This window comes from Rhodococcus sp. SJ-2, assembly GCF_053750035.1.
The window spans coordinates 3,086,657-3,110,105 of the sequence record NZ_CM132340.1 but is presented as its reverse complement, the minus strand read 5'-3'; the positions used below and the strand labels follow the sequence as shown (position 1 = coordinate 3,110,105).

The window sequence follows — 23,449 nt, the reverse complement described above, 5'->3', positions numbered from 1 at the left end:
GCTCAGCTCACCCGCTGCATCCGTTCGAGGCGGTCGAAGACCAGCCGCACCGCGGTGTCCATGTGCTCGAGAACGCCTTCACCGCTCTGTCGCCCATTGGCCCACGCAACCAGGGTCGACATCCACACGTCCGCAACGATGCGCACCGCGTTGAGCACCTCTTCGGTGACGACCTCGATACCGGCCGACTTCGCGAACAACTCGGTGAGCACCTGACCGAGCCGGTCGAGTTCAGGCGCCGACGACGCGTCGGCGAACATCACGGCACGCACCAGAGCGTCGTACTGGCGAGGATCCTGCTCGAGCCTCGAGACGGACGCTTGCAACACACCCATGATCCGCTCGTGCGGCGTATCGCCCGGGAGCTCGGCGCCCGAAAAGTACTCGCCGACCTCTTCGAACTGGGTCACCATCGCCACCACGAGCAGCTGATTCTTGGACGGGAAGTACCGGTAGACCGTGCCGAGAGCGACACCCGACCGATCAGCGACGGCACGCATCTGCACGGCGTCGTAACCACCCTCGGACGCGAGCGCCTTCGCAGAGTCGACGATCCGCAGATACCGTGCGCGCTGCGCCGGTTTCAGCCCGGCCCCCGGCGATTGAGCAACCGGACGTTTCCGCGCCTCGACCCCCACGGCCGACTCTTCCGTCATCGATGTCACCTTCCGCTAGTGCACGTCCAGGATAGTGGACCGCCTTCATCGACCCGGAAATACTAGACACCTGTCCGGAAACCCTTCCATCCAAAGATAGAACGCGTTACATTTTTTGCGTCATCCGATGAGAGGGGTCGCTGTGCGCCACGGAATCACCCTGTTCACGAGCGATCGGGGAATCCGACCCGACGCCGCCGCAAAAGCCGCGGAAGAAGCCGGCTTCGACAGCTTCTATGTGCCCGAACACACGCACATCCCGGTCCGGCGCGAATCCGCCCACCCCGGAACCGGAAACGAGACACTCCCCGACGACCGCTACATGCGCACCCTCGACCCATGGGTCGCGCTCGGCCTCGCCGCAGCCGTCACCTCCACCATCAACCTGGGCACCTCGGTCGCACTCCCCCTCGAGCACGATCCCATCACCCTCGCGAAGACCATCGCCACGCTCGACCACCTCTCCGGAGGCCGTGTCGTCCTCGGAGCGGGGTTCGGCTGGAATGCAGAAGAACTCGCCGACCACGGAGTTCCGCCGAAGAAGAAACGGACAGCCCTGCGCGAGTACCTCGAAGCCATGCAGGCGCTGTGGACCCAGGAAGAAGCGTCCTACGACGGCACGTTCGTATCGTTCGGGCCGAGCTGGGCATGGCCCAAACCGATCCAGCAACCTCGCCCGCCGGTGCTGCTCGGTGCCGGCGCCACCGACCGGAACTTCGAGTGGATCGTCCGCTCCGGCGACGGCTGGATCACCACACCCACCGAACGCGACATCGTCGACAACGTGCAACGCCTGCACAAGATGTGGGCCGACGCCGGGCGCACCGGAACCCCCGAGGTGCTGGCGCTCGCAGGTCGTCCCGACACCGGGCAACTCGAACAGTGGCGCGACGCCGGCGTCACCGAAGTGATCTTCGGGTTGCCCGACCGCTCCGCTGACGAGGTCGTCGCCTACATCGACCGTCTCGCCGGAAAACTCGGCCTCACCTCCTGACCCACCCGCACCAGAAACGGATCACCACATGAGCACCGACGTCCACCCCCTGCTCGCCGACCAGGTCACCACCTGGGATCACGAGGCCGACGTTGTCGTCGCCGGATACGGCATCGCAGGCGTATCAGCATCCATCGAAGCAGCCCGCAGCGGCGCCGAGGTCCTGGTTCTCGAACGCACCGGCGGGTGGGGCGGAGCAGCGTCACTGTCCGGCGGCATCGTCTACCTCGGCGGAGGCACCGGACTGCAGAAAGCACTCGGATTCGACGACTCCGCCGAGAACATGAAAACCTTCATGCTCGCCGCCCTCGGCCCGGGAGCCGACGAAGCGAAGATCGCCGAATACTGCAACGGCAGCGTCGAACACTACAACTGGCTCGTGGACAACGGTGTCGTGTTCAAAGAGAGCTTCTGGGGCGAACCGGGGTGGGAGATCCCCGGCGACGACGGCCTCATGTTCTCCGGCGGCGAGAACTCAGCGCCTTTCAACGAGATCGCCACGCCCGCACCGCGCGGGCACGTCCCTCAGATGACCGACAAGCGCACAGGAGAGAAGGGCGGCGGCTTCAAGCTCATGGAGCCGCTGGCGCAGGTGGCCGAAGAACTCGGTGTCCGAGCCGAATACGACGTGCGAGTGCAACGGCTCATCGTCGACGCGGACGGACGCGTGGTGGGGCTCGCCGCCAAACAGTACGGCAAAGATGTCCACATACGGGCCCGGCGCGGTGTCGTCCTGGCCACCGGAAGCTTCGCGTACAACAAGGACATGGTCGCCACCTATGCACCGCAGCTGAACGGACGCCCAGCCGCCGCCATCGAGGAACACGACGGTCGCGCCATCCGCATGGCACAGGCGCTCGGCGCCGACCTCGCACACATGGACGCGACCGAGGTCGCCTTCTTCGGCGACCCCCAGTTGATGGCCCGAGGAATTCTCGTCAACGCCCGTGGGCAGCGGTACGTCCCCGAAGACACCTACCCCGGACGGATCGGCCAGCTGACCCTCCTCAAGAACGACAACCAGGCGTATCTGATCATCGACGAGAAGGCATACGAGGAGGGTTGCGCAGCAACGAGTTCCACTCCATTCTTCCGGTTCCAGCCCAAGTGGGTGGCGGAGACGGTCGAAGAACTCGAATCAGATATGGACCTTCCCGCGGGCACCTTGCAGGCCACCGTCGAGGTGTACAACCGGCACGCCGAGTCCGGCGCGGATCCAGTCCTGGGTAAGAAGGCCGAATGGGTCAAGCCGATCGGAACTCCGGTAGCGGCACTTGATCTGCGTAACTGCACCGCCGGGTTCACCCTCGGCGGCCTGCGCACCACGGTCGAGTCCGAAGTCCTGCACGTCTCGGGCGAACCGATCCCCGGACTGTACGCGGCGGGTCGCTGCACCTCCGGCGTGTGCGCGTGGGGGTACGCGAGCGGCACGTCGCTCGGGGACGGCAGTTTCTTCGGCCGCCGCGCGGGCCTCGCCGCAGCGAAGAACTGACGCCCCCTTTCCCCGCGCTTTCGGCCGAATGTCACCTTTGGTCACTCACATCGACCAAAGGTGACATTCGGCCATTCCCAACTCAGTACAGCGTCGTCGCGGCCGGCGTCGTAGCGCCACCTGCCGATCCCCTTCACCACTCCGAGACCGATCACCGATGTCGTCCCCACGCCTGCCGGGAACGGGACCGGCCCCGTGACGATCATCAGCGCGCCCGCAGGATCGGAATGGTCGCGCATGCCGACACACGCCGGACCTCCTTGGAACGCACCGGGACCGGCCAGGGGCGACATCACCGAGAACACCCGGTCGCCGTTGTTCCGCGACATCGACATGCCCGGTCGCCTCTGCCGCCGCGAGATAGGTGACGTCGACGGAGAACTTACCGCCGTTGTTGACCCCGTAGATGACATCGCCGGTCGTGTACGAGGGCTTCAGTTCACCGGTGAACTCGCGTCGCGCGAAGTCCCAGTCGATCGGCATCGGTACCCGGAACGTCTCGTACCCTTCCGCTTCCGCGCGGTCGAGGAATGCCCGCGACGATCGGTACCGTTCGTGGCCGAGCACGTCGTCCGGAATGGTCGCGACCCGAAGCATCCGCTCGACACGGCGATAGTGGTCGGAATCGAGGCGGTCGTAATCGATCGACGACGATACCGATTGCGCGAAACGTTCACCATCGGGTTGCAACGTCATGCCGTGGTAGGCGAGAGAACTACCACCCACACCTGCTCCGCACAGGATGTCCATTCCGTCGCCGGGGATCCGCTCGATGAGTCCGGTGAACGACTCCGTCGGGACCGGCGGTGTTCCTGGCATGACCGGAATCGGCGACAGCCAGGACATCCGCCGATCTGGTTGGAGCATGTGTGGGAACGTCTCGGCGTTCGGTCCGGTCGGCCACCTGATGCCCCGTTCGAGAACGAGGGTCTGCACCCCCGCTCGTCCGAGGTGCATCGCGGTGATCGCACCACCGAAACCGCTTCCGATGACGACAGCGCGGTGGCGTTCCTCGGTGACGTCGGCGCGGGCGCGCGGAACCGCAGTCAAGGACAAACCCAACGCGGCCGCTGCGGCGCCGCCCAGAAAAGCCCTGCGTGACAGCGCAGTGCTCAATGTTTCCCCCTTGGCCGTGATTTCGAAGTCAGAGCACTGTGAGTGGCAGCGGGATCCCCCGGTCGGCGAACACGAACGCCGCGCCCGAGCTGAATCTGGTGACCTGCACATCCTTGGACTCACGCGCCGGCGTGTCCGCCCGGATCACGTCGACGACGAGTGCGTCGGGTGACTCCTCAACCATCCGCGTCGAGAAGTGCGGGTCGACCCCGCGGACGAGCGCATCGAGCGGTGCGAGGTGATCGGCATCGATGAAGGTCGTCCACCCACCGTCGACATCGATTCCCCCGCCGCGGCCGATGCGTAGCCGGACGTGATCGTCGTGGGCCTCGATGGTGCGCCCGACGTACTGTTGCGGCGCGAGGACAGGGTGGATACCGAGTACTTTCGCGAGTCCGTCGAAAGTTCCGGACAGTCCGAGGGCGTTGCGGATCCGTTCCGAGGTCAGCCCGGCGATGCCGGTGAGTTGCTTCCGGAGAAGCGTGGACGCCGATGCCTCGTCGGTGCGCTTGCGGACACCGATCAGGAACCCGAGGGTAAGCATGTGCTGTTGGAGGCACACTTCCTCGGCGATCCGCACCAACGCAGAGTGGGAGAAATCGTCGAAGCGTACGTCCGAGAGCAACGGCCCCGCATAGTCGTCGCGCCCACCGCCTCCGGGGACGATCGGACTCAGTTCGACCGACCTCGCCGCCGTGCGCCCCAATGCCTCGGTGTGGGGTTCGACGACCGGCGGTACGTGCGCCGGATCGATCGTCACGGTCCAGGCGCAGTGCGGGTGCCGATCCTCGGGGCTGCGTGGCGGCCGGTGAATGGGCCTGACCTGTGCATATGGATTCGTCGCGAGCGCTGTCGCATCGAAGGTCGGGTCCTCGATGTCATGGCACATCGCGGTGACGTATTCCTCGCCGAGCGGTTCGACGTCCATGAGCGCACCGCAGTGGTCGAGCCAGAACTCGCCGTGGTCGCGGTCCTCGACCCGGAACCGGAAGTCCATGAACTGCGGCGGTGCGCCGATGTCGAGTTGCAGGCCCTTGAAGATCGTCACGATGTCGTCGCCCTCGTACTTCAGCGCCTGCTGCATGCGCCGGGTGTACCAGGGAGAGGACGCCTGCCATTCCTCGATCGCGACGGCCGCCATCCCCTCTCGGCCGAAAGCCGAGATCAGGTGGGCCATCCCGGAGCGGTCGATCAGCTGGCCGCACAGCAACAGTTCGGGGACGAGGACCGCGAGATCGCCTCGCGACAACGCCTCGAACGAGGAGCCGGCACGCACCGTGGTCACCACAGCGGCACCGGTGCCTGACCCGCCGGATACCAGCCCGGAAGCCGCTTGCCGGACGTGGACCTCTCGATACGCTTGTTCATGCCGTCGGACAACGCCCCGTCGGTGATCATCTCGAGGAACAGCTGCGACACGTTCCCGAAATCGAAGAAGTCGCGCTGCCACGACCACTGGAAGTTGCCGCCGTAACGGAACCAGCTGCCACCGATGCCGTGCAATGCGTAGCGCTCACCGTTGTCGCGCTTCGCATCGGCGATCTGCTTCCACAGGCCGATCACGTCGCCGGTGCGGTCGTCGATGACGACCTGCTGGTAGGGGTACTCCCACCCTTCCAATCCTCGCATCTCCTGTCCGAGTGCGAGTTCGCGGATCTCGTCACGACCGACAGCCATGAAGTCGTCCTTGGGGCCGTAGTTCCATCCGTAGGTGGCGTCCTCGGTGTACATCTCGGCCAGCGGCTTCCAGTCCTGCTCGGCCTCGGCGCGCTTGTTCGCATCGAGCCAGCGGGCAATCATCTCGTCGAGCTCAGCACGGTCGAACGTGGACATAACGTCTCCTGTCGTCAGTCTTGGGCTAGTCGCAACGCTTGGGTGGGGCAATAACGGACAGCGGCGTCGACGTCGTCGCGCTGGTCGTCGGGGACCTCGTCGACGAGGACCTCCACGGTGCCGTGTTTGGGAACGGTGAACACCTCGGGTGCTTCCATCTCGCACATGGCGTGCCCCTGGCACAGGTCGAGATCCACTTCGATCTTCACGACTACTCCACTTCCCGGATCCGCCGGCGGTACCGTACCGCGCACGGTTGCGCGAGCTGCACCACCATCTTCGAGTGATCGTTGCGGTAGGTGTCGGAGGGCTGGGCCAGATCGAATTCGAAGTCGCGCAGAAGGATCGAGAAGATCGCCTTGAGCTGCATCAAGGCGAACGCGGCGCCGACGCACCGGTGCCTGCCCGCCCCGAAGGGAATCCACGTCCACCGGTTGACGATGTCTTCCTGGTTCGGGTCGATGTAGCGGCCCGGATCGAACACGTCGGGATTCGGGAAGTCCTCGGGGATGCGGTTGGAGATCGCCGGGGTGGCTCCCACGAGATCACCCTCGGCGATGCGGTAGCCGGCCACCTCGAAGTCGGCGCACGCAACCCGAAGCAGCAGGATCAACGGCGGATGCATCCGCAGCGTCTCCTTGAGTACCGCCTCGAGATTCGGAATCTGGCGTAGCGCATGGAAACTCACGTCTGCGCCGTCGGAGTAGATCGCGTCGAGTTCGTCGGTCACCTGCTGCATGTTCTGCGGGTTGCGCAGCAGCTCGATCAAGGCCCACGCCGCGGTACCGGACGTCGTGTGGTGCCCTGCGAACATCATCGAGATGAAGATGCCGGTGATCTCGTCGGCGGTGAACCTCTCGGTGCCGTCCTCGTTCTTGATGGAGACGAGCACGTCGAGCAGGTCGCGGTCCTCCTTACCCTGCGGCGGATGTGCGATCCGACCGTTCATGATGTCCTGCACCAGTTCGACGAGCCCGCGGCGGGCCTCGTCGCGACGGCGGAAGCTGTCGATCGGTGCGTAGGGGTCGACGAAAGCGAGTGCGTCGGTGCCCTTCTCGAGATCGTGGTAGAGGTGCGCGAAACGGTCGTCGAGTTCGTCGCGGAACTTCTTGCCGATCAGGCACGCCGACGACGTGTAGATCGTCAGCTCGGCGAAGAATTCGAGGAGGTCGATTTCGCCCTCATCGCCCCACCCGGCGATCATGTCCTGGACCTCGCGGTCGATGGTCGCCGCGTGCCCCCTCATCTGTTCGCCGCGCAGTGCCGTGTTGTGCAGCATCTCCTTGCGCCGTTCAGGGCTCGCATCGAACACGACGCCCTCTCCGAACACCGGCGTCATGAAGGGATAAGCGGCCTGCTGGTCGAGGTCTTCGTCGGACGCCCGGAAGAAGAACTCGTTGGCTTCGGCACCCGAGAGCAGCACGACCTTCTTGTCGGCGAGCTGGAAGACACCGACGTCGCCGCATTCGTCGCGGACGCGGTTCATCAGGGCGATGGGGTCGGTACGCAGTTCCTCGAGGTGTCCGTGCTCGTGTTCGCCGCCGGAGACGCGCGGCGGTGCGACGGCCGTGTGTGATGGTCCGGTCACTTCTCTTCCTCCCGCAAGGGTGCTTCGGGCTGCACTTCGACCAGCACGATGTGAGCGCCGCGGGGTACGGACACCACGGTCGCGGCGGCGGCGGCGATATCCGATGCTCGGAGGAAATATGGATGGCGGGCGAAACCCCAACGCTCCCAGTCTTCGAGGAGCGGGCCTACCACCTCGGCCGGTGCGGTCATTCCGGCGCCCGTCTGAGTGGGGCCGGGCCGGACGGTGGACGCACGCACCCCGGTTCCCTCGAGTTCCATCCTCAGCTGGACCACGAGGGCTTCGAGGCCGGTCTTCGCGGCAACGTAGGCGCCCATCCGTGGACGCGGGACGTCGGCGCAGTCCGAACCGATCACGACGAAGTCGCCGCGCTTACGTTCGATCATTCCGGGGAGCACCCGTCGCGCGAGGCGATGGGTGCCGTTCAGGTGCACGTTCACCTGGAATTCGAACCGGTCCGGATCCATCTCGTGGACGAGGGAGAAGTCCATGTCGCCAGCGCCGGAGACAACGATCTCGGTGGGGCCGAGAGCCTCCTCGGCAGCGGTGACGAAGGCGTCGACCGAGTCTGTGGACGACACGTCGAGATGATGGGCGAACGCTTCGCCGCCTTCGGCACGGATCTTCTCGGCGATCGCCTCGCATTCTTCGACGCGGCGGGCACCGAGCGCGACCGGATGGCCGAGTTCGGCGAGCGCGTATGCGGTGGCCGTACCGATCCCCGACGAGGCACCGCTGATGAGTGCGGGCCTGCGCTCGGGGTGTGGCTCGAATCTAGGCATGTCGCTCCGTCACTTTCATGGGGAGGGCGGCGAAGCCGCGCACATTGGTGGAATGGACCCGTTCGGTGCGGTCGAAGTCGATCTCGTAGTCGGCGACCCGGCGCGCGAACTGTTCGAGGGCGATGTTCGCCTCGAGCCGTGCGAGGTGGGCACCGAGACAGAAGTGCACTCCCGCACCGAAGCTCGCGAGTTTTCCCGCGATGTCGCGGCCGAGGCGGAAGTCGTCGGCGTCGTCGAACACCTCGGAGTCGCGGTTGGCAGACCCGATGAGCAGCAGCACCTTGTCGCCGGAGCGGATCGTGGCGTCGTGCAGGTCGATGTCTGCTGTGGCGGTGCGGGCGACGAGCTGGCTCGACGTGTCGTACCGCAGGGTCTCTTCGACCCATTCGGGTGCACGGTCCGGGTCCGAAAGCACCTGCGACACTTCACTCTTGTTCCGGGCTCCCCAGTAGAGCGCATTGCCGAGGAGTTTGGTGGTGGTTTCGTTTCCGGCGACCACCATGAGAAACATGAACCCGATGATCTCGTCGTCGTCGAGCCGGTCGCCGTCGATTTCGGCATCGAGCAGAGCCGAGGTGAGGTCGGTCGTCGGCGACTTCCGGCGCTCCGTGATCATGTCCGCGTAGTAGCCGACGAGATGCAGCGACGCTTCCATCGCCGAGACCGGGACGTCGAGCACACCTTCGTCCCGATGCACGACGAGATCGGCAAGCCTCCGGACCTCGGCCCGATCGGACTCGGGGACCCCCATGAGCTCGGAGATCACGTCCATCGGCAGCCTGGCGGCGAAATCACTGATCCAGTCGAATTCACCGCTGGCGAGCGCGGGTTCGAGATGCCCGAGAGCGAGTTCGAGAGTCCGATCCTGCAGTTCTGCGACCCGGCGCGGAGTGAACCCCTTCGAGACGAGTTGACGCATGCGCATGTGCCGCGGGTCGTCCATGGCAAGGAACGACATCACCTTGTGGGCGTTTGGTCCGTATGCCGCGGGATCCAGCGAGACACCGTTCGCGCTGGACAGCCGCGTGTTGTCGCGAAAACCTGCGATGACGTCGGCGTGACGTGACAACGCCCAGAAGTTCAGGTCCGGGTTGTAGTAGAGCGGCGCCTCCTCACGCAGCCGGCGATAGGTGGGGTACGGATCCTCGTGGAAGGCGTAATCGTAGGGATCGAACGTGGGCGGGTCGATCGATACGGACTCCGGGGGAGCCTGGATCATGGATCACTCCAATAACAGTCGGGCCGAGATTTCCAGCCTGTCGGCGAGCTTTTCGTATGTTCCGTAACCCATTCCCGCGCGCACGAGCGCACCTGCGTAGAGCAGTTCGAGCGCCTCGAGCTCGTCGCCGTCCGGGCCGTCCCCGAGTGCGGCGGAGAGCCTTTCGCGGATATCGATACCGATTCGTGCGCGCAGATGCTCGACGTCGGGGTCGCGGCCGAGCAGCGCACTCGTGACTGCGGCGGCCAGTTCCGGCTCGTCGGCCATGAGCAGCGCCACGCCCCTGAGGACCGAAACCACGCGGTCGACTCGATCCGCTTCGCTCGACTCTTCGATGGGTGCGGTGGCGAGCCGGCGCCAGAATACTTCCGCGACCAGGTGCTCTTTGGAGGAGAAGTACGTGTAGGCGGTGGCGGGAGCCACGCCGGCGCGTGCGGCGACGATGCGGACGGTCAGCCCTGCGAATCCTTCTTCGCTCAATACCTCGACGGCGGCCTGCGTGAGGCGCTGCACGGTGTCGGCCTGCCGTTCGGTGAGCCGACGTCGGGTGGATTCGAGATTCACATTTCTGGACACGTGTCTGGACATTACTACGGTAACCATCGTCCGGCAATGGTCGACGACCTGCGCGCGCATGAATTCAGGCCTGGCGCGGGTGGATCCGCACGGGCATGGCCTTGATCCCGTTGATGAAGTTCGATCGCAACCGCCGCGCAGGCCCCGCCGGTTCGACGCGGTCGAGTCGCGTCGCGAGGGTCTCGAACATGATCTTCAGCTCGAGCCGCGCGAGGTGCGCACCGAGGCAGAAGTGCACACCGGTACCGCCGAATGCCACATGCGGGTTGTCGCTGCGCGCGATGTCGAAGACGTCGGGGTCGTCGAACACGTCCGCGTCGCGGTTGGCACTCGGGTAGTAGACCACCACCTTGTCGCCCCGGTCGACCTCCTGGTCTCCGATTGCGGCCGGGCAGGTGGGTGTGCGACGGAATCCGATGACAGGACTGACCCAGCGTAGGACCTCTTCCACCGCGCTCGGCAGGAGTTCCGGTTCGTTCTGCAGACGTCGCCATTGATGGGGGTGGTCCATGAAAGCCTGTATCCCCCCGGAGATCGCGTTGCGGGTCGTCTCGTTCCCCGCGATCACGAGAAGCACGAAGAACATGTCGAATTCCATCTCGGTAAGCGTGTCGCCGTGCTCGTCCGGGGTGATGAGCTTGGTGACGATGTCGTCGCGGGGTTCGACACGTCGCTGTGCTGCGATCTCGTTCGCATACAGAAAAACCTCTGCCGCAGCGAGTTCGCCGTCCTCACGGGTGCTGCCGTACTCCGGATCGTCCCAGCCGATCATTCTGTTCGACCAGTCGTAGAGCTTGCCGACATCCTCGGCGGGTGCGCCGAGCAGCGCGGCGATCACCTCTAGCGGGAGCGGCGCGGCTGCGACCGGAACGAAGTCGACGACCTGCCCGTCGCGGCCCGCCTCGATCAGGTCGTCGACCACGCGCGTACAGATATCGCGAATGTGGCCTTCGAGTTGCTTGATCACGCGTGGTGTGAATCCGCGGCTGACGAGCTGACGCAACCGGGTGTGATCGGGTGGGTCGAGATTGAGGAGCATGGAGGCCTGCTTGAGCCGGGTTTCCTCGTCGAATTCGTCGATCTGGGTGGAACCCATCGCGGCCGAGAAGGTGGTGTCGCGCGAGACGCCGATGACATCGTTATGGCGCGTCACCGCCCAGTATCCCGGCCCGTCGTCCTCCGGCTGCCAGTAGACCGGGCATTGCCGGCGAAGGTCGTCGAAAAAGGCGTGCGGGATGCCCTGAGTGTAGAGGTCGGGGTTCTTCAAGTCGATGTGGGATGTCGTCATGGTGCGCCTCACGAGTCGGTGGCGAACGGCTATCGTTTATAAACTACATGCCTTCGTTTGCAATGGAAGCCCCTTAGAATGAATTCATGGCACGTGACAATTCCCGACCGGTCAGACGACGAACTCTCACGCGCGACAAGGTGATCGACGCCGCCGTCGCCGCCGTAGACGAGGCCGGATGGGAGCAGCTCACGATGAGCACGCTGTCGAGCCGGCTCGGCATCGTCGCAGCCTCCCTCTACAACCACGTCCGCGGACTCGACGATGTTCGCGCCGCGGTGCAGGCACGTGCAATGACAGACCTCGGGCTCCATTTGCGCGAGGTGGCGATGGGGCGCAGCGGCAGAGCCGGTCTGCGTGCTCTGATCGACGCGCACCGAGCGTGGGCCACAGCCCACCCGAGGCGCTACCAGGCGCTCACCACTGCCCCGGTCGATCGGGCGGCACTCATCACCGCCGGGCTCGACGCCAACGGCGCCCTGGGGTCCATGCTGCACTCATGCGGCGTCGCGGAGGAACAGGCCCTCGAGGTCACCATCGGAATGTTCTCAGCCCTCCACGGATTTGCCATCCTCGAGAGCAGCGGATTCCTCGGCAACGAGATCGACTTGGACCGCATCTACGAATCCGTGGTCCAGGGCGCACTGTCCCACCTGCCCACACCCTCCGCGGCGACTCCGACGTAAACTGATCACATACGTCACCAGATGGAGGAAGCGTGCGCACAATCAAGTCGGTCGGTGATCTCGTCTCTCCACTCGGCGGGACGATCAACGCAGCCAACGTGATCATGCAATTGGCAGATCCCGCCGTCGGCCAGGGCGTGGTCGACAGCTCCGTCGACTCCGGTCGCGCCGACCTGCATCCCATCAAACGCGCCCGCACGACGGGGACCTACCTGGCAGTGGCGGTGTTCGGCACCGACGCCGACCGCGAATACCTGCGCGAGACCGTGCGGAAGATCCACGCCCGCGTCGTGTCCGAACCGAACGCCGACGTCTCGTACAGCGCGAACTCACCCAGGCTGCAACTCTGGGTAGCCGTCTGTCTGCTCAAGTACTTCATCGACCAGCACGAATTCCTGCACGGCCCGCTGACCGAGAACGAATACACCAGCGTCCTGAGCGACGGCATCACCCTGGCAACCACGTTGAACGTGCGTCCCGACTCCTGGCCGAGGACCCGCGACGAATACGACGCGCTCTGGCGCGAGGGCCTTGCCCGGATCTCCATGAACGACGGGGTGCGCGAATATCTCACGCGTCTGTGCAATCTGAGCTTCCTCGAAATGCGACTCGGCCGCGCCGGGCGGGCCGCCCACAAGATCTTCGGGCGGGATTTCGAACTGATCACCCGGGGAGCGCTGCCGCCGGAGTTCCGGAAGGTCATGCGCTACGACTGGACAGCCGACGATCAGCGACGATTCGACAGATATCTGCGCACGATGCGCGCCGTCCACCGCATGACCCCGCACGTATGGCGCCTGTTGTGGCACGTCTATCTCGTCGACATGCGCATCCGACGCCGCCTCGGCGTGCGGGTGTTCTGAGGAGCCCTATCTCCTGACCACGTTCGAGTGTGCAGTCGTTGTCGTCTTTCTCGAAAATTGCGGCCACAACTGCACACTCGATTTCTCCGTATCAAGCTCCCCCGTACGGACATCTACCCGAACCATTGCTTTCCCGGAACGTGTCGAACTATAGTCCAGACACCTGTCCAGAACGTTAGGGAATCGTCTGATGACATTGCGCCCGACCGACAGTTCCATGCTCCTGATCGACGGAAAACTCGTCCCCGGCAGCGGCGGCACATTCGAGGTGATCGATCCCACCACCGAGGAGGTGCTCGGCCACGCGGCCGACGGCACCCCTGCGGATCTCGACGCTGCGATCGACGCGGCCCGCCGCGCCTTCGACCACACCGACTGGTCCCGCGACCACACCTTCCGCGCACATTGCCTGCGCCAACTCCGCGACGCCATCCACTGTCACATCGAGGAACTGCGGGAGATCACGATCGCCGAGGTAGGCGCGCCCCGGTTCCTGACCGCCGCCGCTCATCTCGAAGGGCCTGTCGACGACCTGCTGTGGTTCGCTGATCTCGCCGAGAGTTATTCGTGGCAACAAGATCTCGGCAATGCCTCCCCCATGGGCATTCCCACCCACCGGTACCTGCTCAAGGAAGCCACCGGCGTGGTCGGCGCGATCACCCCGTGGAACTTCCCGCACCAGATCAACTTCGCCAAGATCGGGCCGGCACTTGCCGCAGGTAACACCGTGGTTCTCAAGCCCGCGCCCGACACCCCCTGGTGTGCAGCGCTCATCGGCAAGATCGCGGCCGAGGAGACCGACCTCCCACCTGGAGTGCTCAACATCGTCACCTCGAGCGACCACCGCATCGGCGCACTGCTCGCCGAGGACCCCCGAGTGGACCTGATCTCGTTCACCGGTTCCACCGCAACCGGTAAGTCGGTCATGCGGGCCGCATCGGAGTCGCTCAAGAAGGTTTTCCTCGAACTCGGTGGCAAGTCCGCGTTTCTCGTCCTCGACGACGCCGACCTCCGCGCGGCGTGCTCGATGGCGGCGTTCACGGTGTGCACACACGCTGGTCAGGGCTGCGCGATCACCACTCGACTCGTCGTGCCCCGCGCCCGGTACGACGAAGCGGTCGAGGCCACCGCGAACACTCTGCAGGGGCTGCGCCCCGGCGACCCCCGCGACCCCGGCACCGTCTGCGGGCCGTTGATCTCGGCCCGACAGCGAGACCGCGTCGAGGGCTACATCCGTCTCGCCGTCGAGGAGGGCGGCACGGTGGTTGTCGGCGGCGGACGGCCCACCGAGCACGACCGCGGGTTCTTCGTCGAACCCACCCTGATCTCGGGACTCGACAACTCCGCCCGCACCGCGCAGGAAGAAATTTTCGGTCCGGTGCTGGTGATCCTGCCCCACGACGGCGACGACGACGCGATCCGCATCGCCAACGACTCCCCCTACGGACTCTCCGGTGCGGTCTACGGCACCGACCCCGACCGCATCGCACGAGTCGTCGCGGGAGTCCGCACCGGCACCCTCGGAGTCAACGGCGGCATCTGGTACGCCGCGGACGCTCCGTTCGGCGGATACAAGCAGTCCGGCATCGGCCGCGAGATGGGCCTCGCCGGGTTCGAGGAGTACCTGGAGACCAAGCTCGTCGCAGAACCCGCGCTCTGACGTTCGCAGTGCCCCACTTAATCGAAAGGACCTGCCATATGTCCAGATTCACCGATCGCACTGCGATCGTCACGGGAGCAGCCCAAGGAATCGGTGAGGCATACGCACGTGCACTCGCCGCCGAAGGTGCGCGCGTGGTGGTCGCCGATATCGATGCCGAACTCGGCGAGCAGGTGGCCAAGCAGATCGTCGTCGACGGCGGAACCGCCACATTTCTACCCGTGGATGTCTCCGATCCGGATTCGGCGAAGGAACTCGCCGACAAGACCGTCGAGACGTACGGGGGAATCGATCACGTCGTCAACAACGCCGCGATCTACGGCGGAATGAAACTCGATCTCCTGCTCACCGTGCCGTGGGACTACTACAAGAAGTTCATGAGCGTCAATCTCGATGGGGCCCTGAACATCACCCGCGCCGTGTGGCCTCACATGACGAGGAGTGGAGGCTCGATCGTCAACCAGTCGTCCACTGCCGCCTGGGTGTACTCGGGCTTCTACGGTCTCGCAAAGGTCGGGATCAACGGCCTCACACAGCAACTCGCCGTCGAACTGGGCGGGTCGAACATCCGGATCAACGCGATCGCACCCGGACCCATCGACACCGAGGCCACACGCACCACCACACCGTCGAACATGGTCGCCGACATGGTGAAGCAGCTTCCGCTCAAGCGCATCGGCACACCCGACGACCTCGTCGGCATGTGCCTGTTCCTGCTATCCGACGACGCGGGCTGGGTGACCGGTCAGATCTTCAACGTCGACGGCGGGCAGGTGATCCGGTCGTGACGATCCGCATCGGCTATATCGGCCTCGGCAACATGGGTGCACCGATGGCGCACCGGCTGCTCGACCACACCGACAGGCTGTCCGTCCTCGACACCAACCCCGACGCCGTGACCCCGCTTGTCGAAGCGGGCGCCCACTCCGTCTCGAACGCCGCAGAACTCGCCTCCGTCAGCGACATCGTGTGTGTCACCGTCCTCGACGACACCCAGGTCCGCGACGTCGTAGCCGGCCCCGACGGACTGCTGTCGAGCGCGGAACCCGGCACTGTGATCGCCGTGCACTCGACGATCTCCGACACCACAGCCGTCGATCTCGGCGCGCTGTGCGCAACGCACGGCGTGGAGTTCGTGGATGCACCGGTCAGCGGTGGCGCTGCGGGCGCGAAGAAGGCGGCGCTGGCGGTGATGGTCGGCGCATCGGATGAAGCGTTCGAGAAGGTTCGAGATCCGTTCAGCGCATTCGCCGCGCTGGTCGTCCACGCCGGGCCGGTCGGTGCAGGCACCCGCATGAAACTCGCACGGAACCTTCTCCACTTCGTCTCGTTCACCGCCGCGACCGAAGCCCAACGCCTCGCAGAGGCCGCCGGAATCGACATCACCGAACTCGGCAAGGTCGTCCGGCACACCGACGCGATCACAGGGGGTGCCGGATCGATCATGTGGCGCGACAACACATCCCCACTCGAACCCGACGATTCGTGGTTTCCGATCTTCTCGCACGTGCGAGCGCTGGGCGAGAAGGATCTGGCGCTCGCCATGGCGCTCGGCGACCGACTCGACGTCGAACTTCCCCTCGCCACACGCTCCCTCGCAGGCCTCGGTCCCGGCCTCGGAGTCGGGATCGGCGACGTCGCACGCACCCACAGCATGGAGGAGCATTCATGACCGACGACAGGCGCCAGCGCGGCCTCGAGATGATGGGCAAGGTCTACGGGTTCGAGTTCCAGGACGGGCCCGGTGCCCATTTCGCAGCCACCGCCGATCATCTGTTCGCCGACATCTGGTCGCGACCGGGTTTGAGCATCCGCGACCGCCGGCTACTGCTACTCGGAGCCTTGACGGCGCAGGGGCTCAGCGACGTCGCCGAGATCCAGCTCGGCGCTGCCCTGCAGAACGACGAACTCGACGAGGAACAGCTGCGAGAGATCGCATTGTTCCTGTCGCACTATGTGGGTTGGCCACTCGGAACGAAGCTGGACAACGCAGTCGGGAGTGTGCTCGGCAAACGCCGTGCCGCGACGCGGTCGTGACCACGCTTGACATGCCGAAGTTCCCCGAACTCGGCTTCTACGCGCTTGCCGGGCACGCCCCCGACCCGCGCGCATTGCTCCATGAGATCCGTCACGGCGAACAACTCGGTCTCGGCGCGGTCTTCCTGTCCGAACGATTCGACACCAAGGACGCGGGTGTGCTCGCCGGGGCAGCCGCGGCCATCAGCGAATCGATCGGGATAGGTACCGCCGCGACGAATCCCCAGACCCGCCACCCGGTGGTGACCGCAACCATGGCCACCACCGCCCACCGGCTCAGTGGGGGCCGCTACGCCCTCGGACTCGGCCGCGGCTTCGATGCCCTGTTCGATCTGATGGGTCTGCCCAGGGTGTCGTCGGCACGGCTCGACGACACCGTCGGGCTTCTCCGCACGCTGTTCCGCGGCGACGCGGCAGTCGGCCACGACGGCCCCGCCGGCACGTTTCCGTACCTGCGCCGCACCGCCGACGGAACAGATCACATCCCGATTCTCATGGTCGCACTCGGCGACCGATCGCTAGAACTCGCCGGACGCATCGCCGACGGCGTCGTCCTGCACACCTTCTTCTCCGACGCGACAGTGGCGCGGGCCGTGAAGATCGTGCGCGACGCCGCTGCCGTAGCCGGACGCGACCCGGCCTCCGTCCGCATTTGGTCGGTACTGGCGACCGTCGAAGAGTCCATCCCCGACACCGAGCGACGACGCAAACTCGTGGGCAGACTCGCCACCTATCTCCAGGGCTACGGCGACGTGCTGGTCAAGGCCAACGGGTGGTCCCCTGCCGATCTCGAGCGGTTCCGCGCAGACCCGATCGTGCAGCAACACCAAGGCGCATTCGATGCGACCGGCACCGACGAGGTACTCCGGCACCTGGAGGCGCAGTTGCCCGAACACTGGCTCGCGGCGTCGGCCACCGGCACCGCGCACCAGTGCGCCGAGCGGATCGCCGACCAATTCGACGCCGGCGCCGACAGCGTGATCCTGCACGGAGCCACTCCCGCAGAGCTCGCTCCGGTACTCGACGCGTGGCGGCACATCCGCACTCCCCACCGTTTCGCACATCTACCCGCAAATCCCGGATGGAGTACTCGGTGAGCAACACCGTCGTTTCCGATATTGCGGAGCTGACCCCCGAGTGGCTCAGTGCTGCCCTCGACGCTCCCGTACACAGCGTCCGCGCCGAGACGATCGGCACCGGGCAGATCGGCACGTGCTACCGACTCGAACTCACCGGCGACGGGGTGCCGGAACGACTCGTCGCCAAACTACCCGCAGCCGACACCGGCGTACGCGCGATGCTCGCCGGCGCGTACCGCGGCGAAGTCCGGTTCTACACCGATCTCGCAGCAACCGTCTCGGTCCGTGCTCCCCGATGTCACTACGCGGCCCTGGGCGAGGACGGGAACTTCACGCTCCTTCTCGAAGACCTTGCCCCCGCCCGCCAAGGTGATCAGATCCGCGGATGCACACCGGGACAGGCACTCGACGCCGTTCGCAATCTCGCCGACCTGCACGCGCCACGGTGGAACGACCCGGCTCTGCTCGGTCTGGAATGGCTCGGACATTCCGACGAGGCGCAGGCCCGCATGCTCTCCGAACTGTACGGGCCCGCGGTGGATACCTTCATGACCGATCTGGGGCATCTGCTCGACGACAGCGACCACGACACGCTGCGTGGGTGCGTCGATGCCACGGAACAGTGGATACTTGCTCGCAGTGAGCGTTTCACCGTGCTGCACGGCGATTACCGCCTCGACAATTTGATGTTCCCCGATGACGGTGTGCCCGGGGTGGCGGCCGTGGACTGGCAGACGATCACCGTGGGACTCGCCGCGCGTGACCTCGCGTATTTTCTCGGCACATCGTTGCCACCTGCCTTACGTCGCGAACACGAACACCATCTGGTCACCGCATACCACCGCAGGCTCATGGAGGGCGGCGTGGAACGCTATGCGTTCTCCGAGTGCTGGGACGACTACCGATTCGGCGCACTTCAAGGTCCGCTCATCGCGGTGTTCGGGTGCGCCTTCGGCACCCGAACCGAACGAGGTGACCGGATGTTCGCCGCGATGGTGACACGTTCGTGCGCGGCGATCCGCGACCTGGACAGCCTCGGCGCTACCGGATGACGGCGGTATCGCGTGCCGAGTGCTCTCGGTAATGTGGCACACGAATATTCAGCTCGTCCGACGAACGGAGACCGACCGCGATGACTCGCACCACCCTCCCCCGCGAGGCGATCGAACTCGCAGAAGCAACACCGGGTTTCATGCCCATCGACGAGGGCACGGCGTTGCACGACGCAGCCGTCCGCTATCTCGGCGACGGGGTGGGCGTCGAGATCGGCACCTACTGCGGCCGCTCCACGGTGTACCTGGGCGAGGCTGCGAAGGCGACAGGCGGCACCATCGTCACCGTCGATCACCACCACGGTTCCGAAGAACACCAACCGGGCTGGGAGTACCACGATTCGTCGCTGGTCGACCCGCACACCGGCAAGCTGGATACGGTCGGGAAACTGCGGCACACCCTCTCCGACGGGGGTCTCGAGTCGCACGTCGTCGCGGTCGTGGGCAGTTCTCCTCAGGTCGCGGCGTTCTGGCGAACGCCGCTCGCCTTCGTCTTCATCGACGGCGGGCACAGTAGCGAAGCGGCGCAGGCCGATTACTCGGGCTGGGCACGATGGGTGGAGCCCGGAGGCGCCCTGATCATCCACGATGTGTTCCCCGACCCCGCCGACGGCGGACGCCCCCCGTACGAGATCTACTGCCGCGCACTCGAAAGTGGGGAATTCACCGAAGTCTCCGTCACCGGATCATTGCGAGTGCTCGAACGCACCGGAGGGGTCGTCGGCTCGTAAAGGTGTGGCTCGGATACTCCCTCAGACGAACACCTCGCATTGCTCGGTGCAGTGTCAGACGAACACCTCGCAGTGCTCGGTGCAGCGATCACGACCCACCTGCCCCCGGGGCATTGCAGCATCACGAAACACCGCATTGCCGCCGGTCGTCCGCGACAACGCATCCGCCGCAAGGATCACCGCCGCGCTCGTCCACGAGCTGACCTCGACGGGCCACCGCTTACCGTCGTCGTAGACAAGGCCCGTCCAGTACGAACCGTCCGGGTCGCGCAGGTGCTGCATCGACGCGAACAGCTCGTGTGCTCGTTCGCTGTCGCCGAGGGCATCGAGCGCGAGAACGAGCTCGCACGTCTCCGCGCCGGTCACCCACGGTTTGTGGTCGACACAGCGGATACCGAGTCCGTCCACGACGAAATCGGACCATCGCTCGCGGATGCGCCGATGGGCTTCGGGGCCTCGCAGCGCGCCACCGAGTATCGGGTAGTACCAGTCCATCGAGTATTCGGGCTTCGGCGTGAACACCTCGGGGTGCCTGCGCAACGCATGCCCCAATCGATACAGCGCCACTTCCCATTCCGGCTGCGGGTCGTCGACGAGTTCTGCGAGCTGAACCCCGCACCGCAAGCTCTGGTGGATACTGGCGCATCCGGTGAGCAGCGCCTCGTCGACGAGTCCGCCCGACCCACGCGCCCACGCGATATGGCCGCCGGGAAACTGCATGTCGACGACGTGGTCGAGCGCGGCTCGCACGGTCGGCCACATCTCGGACGTGAACATCCGGTCGCCGGTCACGAGATGGTGGTGCCACACCCCCACCGCGATGTACGCGGTGAAGTTGCTGTCGGTATCGGCGTTCTCGATGATCCCGTTCCGGAACTTCACGGGCCATGAACCGTCGGAACGTTGTGTACTGCGAAGGAATCCGAAGGCAGCCGACGCTTCCTCACGCAGCCCGGTGACCGTCAGCGACATTGCGGACTCGACGTGGTCCCACGGATCTGTGTGACCGCCCGGAAACCAGGGAATTGCCCCGGACGGCTCCTGCATGCGCGCAATCGCCTGCCCTGTCGCATAGCATTCGTCGCGCGACAGCACACCGGGTACCTCCGGCATCATCCGGCGATGGAACTCACTGCGGCGCACCGGATGCACCCGGCTTCTCGAGGTAGAACACGACACTCTTGCCGATAACGGGGTCGAGGAGTTTCTCCGCGGTCCGGGTCAGCCACGGACCTTCCATCAGGTCCCACACGAGCATCCGGTGGTAGGCCTTGGTCAGTGGATTGTTCTCGTTGTCGACGCCGACCGCACACTTGAGCCACCAGTACGGCGAGTGCAGAGCGTGAGCGTGGTCGGTCCCGCGCACCGTCAAACCGGCCGCGCCGAGCTTCGTGGCCAGCTCGTCCGCCTTGTAGATGCGGACGTGCCCGCCCTCGACCTCGTGGTACGCGTCCGACAACGCCCAACAGATCTTCTCGGGTAACCATCGCGGGACAGTCACAGCTGCGACACCACCGGGTTTGAGGACCCGCACGAACTCCGCGATCGCGCGATCGTCCTCGGGAACGTGTTCGAGGACTTCGGAAATCATGACGACGTCGAAGGTCTCGTCGGCATAAGGCAACGCCAGCGCGTCACCCACCTCGGCGCGGGCAAGGGCCCCTTCGGGTACCTGGCCCTCGAGTTCCATCGCCACGAACATGTCGGCGACCGCTTTCATGTCGTCGGCACTGCGGTCGAAGGCAACGACGTCCGCACCGCGCCGGTACAGCTCGAACGAGTGCCTGCCTGCGCCGGCGCCGATGTCTATCGCGCGGCAACCCGGCCGCACCCCCAGCCGATCGAAGTCGACGGTCAACATCAGTTACTCCTTCCTTCGTGTACGGCGATCGCGTTCTCGTAGACGTTCGCGGTTTGCGCGGCGACCGCAGCCCAGCTGTATTTCTCTTCGACGCGGGCGCGGGCAGCGGTGCCCAGTTGCGTCCTGCGCGCCGGATCGTCGAGCAGTGCCGCGATCGCGTCAGCCAACTGCTGGGCATCACCCGGTGGCACGAGCTCGCCGGCGTCGCCCACGACTTCGGGAATCGCGCCTGCGCGACTGGCCACGAGGGGTGTCCCGCACGCCATGGCCTCGACAGCAGGCAACGAGAAGCCCTCGTACAACGACGGGACCGCAGCGATCTCCGCCGACGCCAGTAGCTCCGCAAGCGCGGCGTCGTCGATCCCCGACACAGTGCGCACGACATCGCCGATCGCGAGATCTTCTATCCGACGCTCGGTGGCGCCGCCGGGGGCGAGCTTGGAAACGAGCACGAGCTCGATCTCGCGCTCGGTGTGCAATTTGGCCACCGCTTCGAGCAGCGTCGGCACTCCTTTGAGAGGAGCGTCGGCGCTGGCCACACACACGATGCGGCCCGGGACCCGAGGCGTGGTCGCGGGAGCGAACAGATCGGTGTCGACGCCGAGGGGAATCGTGTGGATCCGGTCCTGCTCGATGTCGAACGCGGTGCGAATATCGTCGGCGGAGTTCTCCGAGACGGTGAGCAGCATCAGTATCTTCCGGGCCACCCGCCCCTGCATTCGCAGGAATCCGTACCACCGCCGCAGGGTGATCTTGCGACGCACGGTGGTTGCCGAGGCGAGATCCAGTTCGCGGTCGCGCGTGATGGGGTGGTGGATGGTCGCGACCAGCGGTAGGTCCTTTGCGATGCGGAGGAGACCGGATCCGAGTGATTGGTTGTCGTGGACGACGTCGAAATCGGCGATTCGATCACGAAGGAGCCGGGCCGCGCGAAGGCCGAAGGTGCGCGGTTCCGGGAACCCGGCCGTCCACATGGTGGCAACCTCGAGGACGTCGATCAGGTCGCGGTACTCGCCGGGTCGCGGCGTACGGAACGGGTCGTCGTCGCGATAGAGATCGAGACTGGGAACTTTCGTCAAGGTCACCGACGGATCGAGTTCCGGGTACGGCTGGCCCGAGAAGACCTCGACGTCGTGACCTTGGGCTGCGAGCTCCCGACTGAGGTGGCGAATATAGACGCCCTGACCTCCGCAGTGCGGTTTGCTCCGGTACGACAGCAGAGCTATGCGCACATCAACCCCCGGATTGTTCGGACGCGTGTCCATGCAGTTACGTAGGGCACACACTAGAACATGTTCACTCGGTCGCGGTAGCCGAGCACACCGAATACCGGTCGGCGACAGTGCTGTAACGACGACGAAGGCCCGGTATCTCATCGATACCGGGCCTTCGCGCAGAGCGACCCTGACGGGACTCGAACCCGCGACCTCCGCCGTGACAGGGCGGCGCGCTAACCAACTGCGCCACAGGGCCATAGGAACCCATCGGGCTCTCATAGCTGGGCCCACCGCACGCGGTGGGCCACTTGTATTCATTTTTCGATGGTCGAAACGCAACCATCGTGGTGGCCAGGGCCGGGATCGAACCGGCGACCTTCCGCTTTTCAGGCGGACGCTCGTACCAACTGAGCTACCTGGCCGGATGGCACCCGAACCGAATGCCGATCGCAAACTTCTGCGACCCTGACGGGACTCGAACCCGCGACCTCCGCCGTGACAGGGCGGCGCGCTAACCAACTGCGCCACAGGGCCTTGCTATTCAATTCTCTGCCAGCGTACTGCACACATTCGGCCGAAACCGAAGTGTACCCCCTACGGGATTCGAACCCGCGCTACCGCCTTGAAAGGGCGGCGTCCTAGGCCGCTAGACGAAGGGGGCCCGACCGGATTCCTCCGACCCGTACCCTCAACGGGATTTTCCGTTCCGCTGGGAGCTT

General features: G+C 65.4%; 24 protein-coding genes and 4 tRNA genes. 11 read left to right on the top strand and 17 right to left on the bottom strand.

Going from position 1 to position 23,449, the window contains the following annotated elements; translation table 11 throughout:
* Positions 1-2: 2 nt before the first annotated feature.
* Entirely contained in the window at positions 3-656 is a 654-nt protein-coding gene (locus ACSYG9_RS14555; protein ID WP_454838835.1) for a TetR family transcriptional regulator, read from the bottom strand.
* A gap of 142 nt (positions 657-798) precedes the next feature.
* Between ACSYG9_RS14555 and ACSYG9_RS14550 the strand changes: the two genes are divergently transcribed.
* On the top strand, positions 799-1,650 hold the full coding sequence (locus tag ACSYG9_RS14550) for an LLM class F420-dependent oxidoreductase (protein ID WP_454842961.1): 852 nt from the start codon (positions 799-801) through the stop codon (positions 1,648-1,650).
* Between the two features lie 28 nt (positions 1,651-1,678).
* Complete coding sequence (locus tag ACSYG9_RS14545) at positions 1,679-3,142, top strand: FAD-dependent oxidoreductase (protein WP_454838834.1); 1,464 nt, start codon at positions 1,679-1,681, stop codon at positions 3,140-3,142.
* A 45-nt stretch (positions 3,143-3,187) separates the two neighbouring features.
* Here ACSYG9_RS14545 and ACSYG9_RS14540 read toward each other — a convergent pair whose 3' ends face one another.
* The 9 genes from ACSYG9_RS14540 to ACSYG9_RS14500 all read right to left on the bottom strand — a co-directional run bounded on the left by ACSYG9_RS14540 (position 3,188) and on the right by ACSYG9_RS14500 (position 11,544).
* Positions 3,188-4,258, bottom strand: a complete 1,071-nt coding sequence (locus ACSYG9_RS14540) for a hypothetical protein (RefSeq protein WP_454838832.1) — start codon at positions 4,256-4,258, stop codon at positions 3,188-3,190.
* 28 nt (positions 4,259-4,286) lie between these two features.
* A complete protein-coding gene (locus ACSYG9_RS14535; RefSeq protein ID WP_454838831.1) occupies positions 4,287-5,546 on the bottom strand; it encodes a hypothetical protein in 1,260 nt (419 codons plus the stop codon).
* Positions 5,540-6,091 carry a nuclear transport factor 2 family protein gene (locus ACSYG9_RS14530; RefSeq protein ID WP_454838830.1) on the bottom strand — a complete coding sequence of 184 codons (552 nt, stop codon included), beginning with the start codon at positions 6,089-6,091 and terminating at the stop codon, positions 5,540-5,542. The genes ACSYG9_RS14535 and ACSYG9_RS14530 overlap by 7 nt, the downstream gene beginning before the upstream one ends.
* A 14-nt stretch (positions 6,092-6,105) precedes the next feature.
* A complete protein-coding gene (locus ACSYG9_RS14525; RefSeq protein ID WP_440123316.1) occupies positions 6,106-6,300 on the bottom strand; it encodes a ferredoxin in 195 nt (64 codons plus the stop codon).
* A gap of 2 nt (positions 6,301-6,302) precedes the next feature.
* The gene (locus tag ACSYG9_RS14520; RefSeq protein WP_454838829.1) at positions 6,303-7,679 is read right to left on the bottom strand and encodes a cytochrome P450; all 1,377 of its coding nucleotides are present in this window, start codon (positions 7,677-7,679) and stop codon (positions 6,303-6,305) included.
* A complete protein-coding gene (locus tag ACSYG9_RS14515) occupies positions 7,676-8,461 on the bottom strand; it encodes an SDR family oxidoreductase (protein WP_454838827.1) in 786 nt (261 codons plus the stop codon). Before ACSYG9_RS14515 ends, ACSYG9_RS14520 begins: the two co-directional genes overlap by 4 nt.
* On the bottom strand, positions 8,454-9,680 hold the full coding sequence (locus tag ACSYG9_RS14510) for a cytochrome P450 (RefSeq protein ID WP_454838825.1): 1,227 nt from the start codon (positions 9,678-9,680) through the stop codon (positions 8,454-8,456). Before ACSYG9_RS14510 ends, ACSYG9_RS14515 begins: the two co-directional genes overlap by 8 nt.
* Positions 9,681-9,683: 3 nt before the next feature.
* Positions 9,684-10,244, bottom strand: coding sequence for a TetR/AcrR family transcriptional regulator (locus ACSYG9_RS14505; RefSeq protein ID WP_454842960.1), 561 nt, complete (start codon positions 10,242-10,244; stop codon positions 9,684-9,686).
* 76 nt (positions 10,245-10,320) lie between these two features.
* Positions 10,321-11,544, bottom strand: coding sequence for a cytochrome P450 (locus ACSYG9_RS14500; protein WP_454838823.1), 1,224 nt, complete (start codon positions 11,542-11,544; stop codon positions 10,321-10,323).
* Between the two features lie 86 nt (positions 11,545-11,630).
* On the opposite strand from ACSYG9_RS14500, the gene ACSYG9_RS14495 reads away from it, so the two are divergent.
* The 9 genes from ACSYG9_RS14495 (at position 11,631) to ACSYG9_RS14455 (ending at position 19,652) form a co-directional block, all read left to right on the top strand.
* Positions 11,631-12,230, top strand: coding sequence for a TetR/AcrR family transcriptional regulator (locus tag ACSYG9_RS14495; RefSeq protein WP_454838822.1), 600 nt, complete (start codon positions 11,631-11,633; stop codon positions 12,228-12,230).
* A gap of 32 nt (positions 12,231-12,262) precedes the next feature.
* A complete protein-coding gene (locus ACSYG9_RS14490; protein ID WP_454838820.1) occupies positions 12,263-13,093 on the top strand; it encodes an oxygenase MpaB family protein in 831 nt (276 codons plus the stop codon).
* A gap of 190 nt (positions 13,094-13,283) precedes the next feature.
* Positions 13,284-14,753, top strand: a complete 1,470-nt coding sequence (locus ACSYG9_RS14485; RefSeq protein ID WP_454838819.1) for an aldehyde dehydrogenase — start codon at positions 13,284-13,286, stop codon at positions 14,751-14,753.
* Between the two features lie 38 nt (positions 14,754-14,791).
* Positions 14,792-15,541, top strand: coding sequence for an SDR family oxidoreductase (locus tag ACSYG9_RS14480; RefSeq protein ID WP_440123225.1), 750 nt, complete (start codon positions 14,792-14,794; stop codon positions 15,539-15,541).
* A gap of 32 nt (positions 15,542-15,573) precedes the next feature.
* The gene (locus tag ACSYG9_RS14475; protein WP_454842959.1) at positions 15,574-16,425 is read left to right on the top strand and encodes an NAD(P)-dependent oxidoreductase; all 852 of its coding nucleotides are present in this window, start codon (positions 15,574-15,576) and stop codon (positions 16,423-16,425) included.
* Positions 16,422-16,790, top strand: a complete 369-nt coding sequence (locus tag ACSYG9_RS14470) for a carboxymuconolactone decarboxylase family protein (protein ID WP_440123223.1) — start codon at positions 16,422-16,424, stop codon at positions 16,788-16,790. Before ACSYG9_RS14475 ends, ACSYG9_RS14470 begins: the two co-directional genes overlap by 4 nt.
* Positions 16,791-16,801: 11 nt before the next feature.
* Positions 16,802-17,887, top strand: coding sequence for a TIGR03857 family LLM class F420-dependent oxidoreductase (locus tag ACSYG9_RS14465; RefSeq protein WP_454842958.1), 1,086 nt, complete (start codon positions 16,802-16,804; stop codon positions 17,885-17,887).
* The gene (locus tag ACSYG9_RS14460) at positions 17,884-18,921 is read left to right on the top strand and encodes a phosphotransferase (protein ID WP_454838816.1); all 1,038 of its coding nucleotides are present in this window, start codon (positions 17,884-17,886) and stop codon (positions 18,919-18,921) included. The genes ACSYG9_RS14465 and ACSYG9_RS14460 overlap by 4 nt, the downstream gene beginning before the upstream one ends.
* A gap of 80 nt (positions 18,922-19,001) precedes the next feature.
* Complete coding sequence (locus tag ACSYG9_RS14455) at positions 19,002-19,652, top strand: class I SAM-dependent methyltransferase (protein WP_454838814.1); 651 nt, start codon at positions 19,002-19,004, stop codon at positions 19,650-19,652.
* A gap of 54 nt (positions 19,653-19,706) precedes the next feature.
* On the opposite strand, the gene ACSYG9_RS14450 is transcribed toward ACSYG9_RS14455, so the two are convergent.
* The 7 genes from ACSYG9_RS14450 to ACSYG9_RS14420 all read right to left on the bottom strand — a co-directional run bounded on the left by ACSYG9_RS14450 (position 19,707) and on the right by ACSYG9_RS14420 (position 23,391).
* Positions 19,707-20,768: a prenyltransferase gene (locus ACSYG9_RS14450; RefSeq protein ID WP_454838812.1), complete on the bottom strand. Its 1,062-nt coding sequence runs from the start codon at positions 20,766-20,768 to the stop codon at positions 19,707-19,709.
* Positions 20,769-20,781: 13 nt separating this feature from the next.
* Positions 20,782-21,513: a methyltransferase domain-containing protein gene (locus ACSYG9_RS14445; protein WP_440123218.1), complete on the bottom strand. Its 732-nt coding sequence runs from the start codon at positions 21,511-21,513 to the stop codon at positions 20,782-20,784.
* Positions 21,513-22,778, bottom strand: a complete 1,266-nt coding sequence (locus ACSYG9_RS14440) for a glycosyltransferase family 4 protein (RefSeq protein ID WP_454838810.1) — start codon at positions 22,776-22,778, stop codon at positions 21,513-21,515. Before ACSYG9_RS14440 ends, ACSYG9_RS14445 begins: the two co-directional genes overlap by 1 nt.
* A 134-nt stretch (positions 22,779-22,912) precedes the next feature.
* A tRNA-Asp gene (locus ACSYG9_RS14435) sits at positions 22,913-22,986 on the bottom strand.
* An 89-nt stretch (positions 22,987-23,075) separates the two neighbouring features.
* A tRNA-Phe gene (locus ACSYG9_RS14430) sits at positions 23,076-23,152 on the bottom strand.
* A gap of 38 nt (positions 23,153-23,190) precedes the next feature.
* Positions 23,191-23,264 (bottom strand) — tRNA-Asp (locus ACSYG9_RS14425).
* A 54-nt stretch (positions 23,265-23,318) separates the two neighbouring features.
* Positions 23,319-23,391, bottom strand: a tRNA-Glu gene (locus ACSYG9_RS14420).
* Positions 23,392-23,449: the final 58 nt, after the last annotated feature.

Bases quoted from the DNA above. Each gene is read 5' to 3' on its own strand.
- ACSYG9_RS14555 (WP_454838835.1), bottom strand. From the start codon at position 656: ATGACGGAAGAGTCGGCCGTGGGGGTCGAGGCGCGGAAACGTCCGGTT.
- ACSYG9_RS14545 (WP_454838834.1), top strand. From the start codon at position 1,679: ATGAGCACCGACGTCCACCCCCTGCTCGCCGACCAGGTCACCACCTGG.
- ACSYG9_RS14530 (WP_454838830.1), bottom strand. From the start codon at position 6,091: ATGTCCACGTTCGACCGTGCTGAGCTCGACGAGATGATTGCCCGCTGG.
- ACSYG9_RS14515 (WP_454838827.1), bottom strand. From the start codon at position 8,461: ATGCCTAGATTCGAGCCACACCCCGAGCGCAGGCCCGCACTCATCAGC.
- ACSYG9_RS14510 (WP_454838825.1), bottom strand. From the start codon at position 9,680: ATGATCCAGGCTCCCCCGGAGTCCGTATCGATCGACCCGCCCACGTTC.
- ACSYG9_RS14500 (WP_454838823.1), bottom strand. From the start codon at position 11,544: ATGACGACATCCCACATCGACTTGAAGAACCCCGACCTCTACACTCAG.
- ACSYG9_RS14495 (WP_454838822.1), top strand. From the start codon at position 11,631: ATGGCACGTGACAATTCCCGACCGGTCAGACGACGAACTCTCACGCGC.
- ACSYG9_RS14485 (WP_454838819.1), top strand. From the start codon at position 13,284: ATGACATTGCGCCCGACCGACAGTTCCATGCTCCTGATCGACGGAAAA.
- ACSYG9_RS14480 (WP_440123225.1), top strand. From the start codon at position 14,792: ATGTCCAGATTCACCGATCGCACTGCGATCGTCACGGGAGCAGCCCAA.
- ACSYG9_RS14475 (WP_454842959.1), top strand. From the start codon at position 15,574: ATGGGTGCACCGATGGCGCACCGGCTGCTCGACCACACCGACAGGCTG.
- ACSYG9_RS14470 (WP_440123223.1), top strand. From the start codon at position 16,422: ATGACCGACGACAGGCGCCAGCGCGGCCTCGAGATGATGGGCAAGGTC.
- ACSYG9_RS14465 (WP_454842958.1), top strand. From the start codon at position 16,802: ATGCCGAAGTTCCCCGAACTCGGCTTCTACGCGCTTGCCGGGCACGCC.
- ACSYG9_RS14455 (WP_454838814.1), top strand. From the start codon at position 19,002: ATGACTCGCACCACCCTCCCCCGCGAGGCGATCGAACTCGCAGAAGCA.
- ACSYG9_RS14450 (WP_454838812.1), bottom strand. From the start codon at position 20,768: ATGATGCCGGAGGTACCCGGTGTGCTGTCGCGCGACGAATGCTATGCG.
- ACSYG9_RS14445 (WP_440123218.1), bottom strand. From the start codon at position 21,513: ATGTTGACCGTCGACTTCGATCGGCTGGGGGTGCGGCCGGGTTGCCGC.
- ACSYG9_RS14440 (WP_454838810.1), bottom strand. From the start codon at position 22,778: ATGGACACGCGTCCGAACAATCCGGGGGTTGATGTGCGCATAGCTCTG.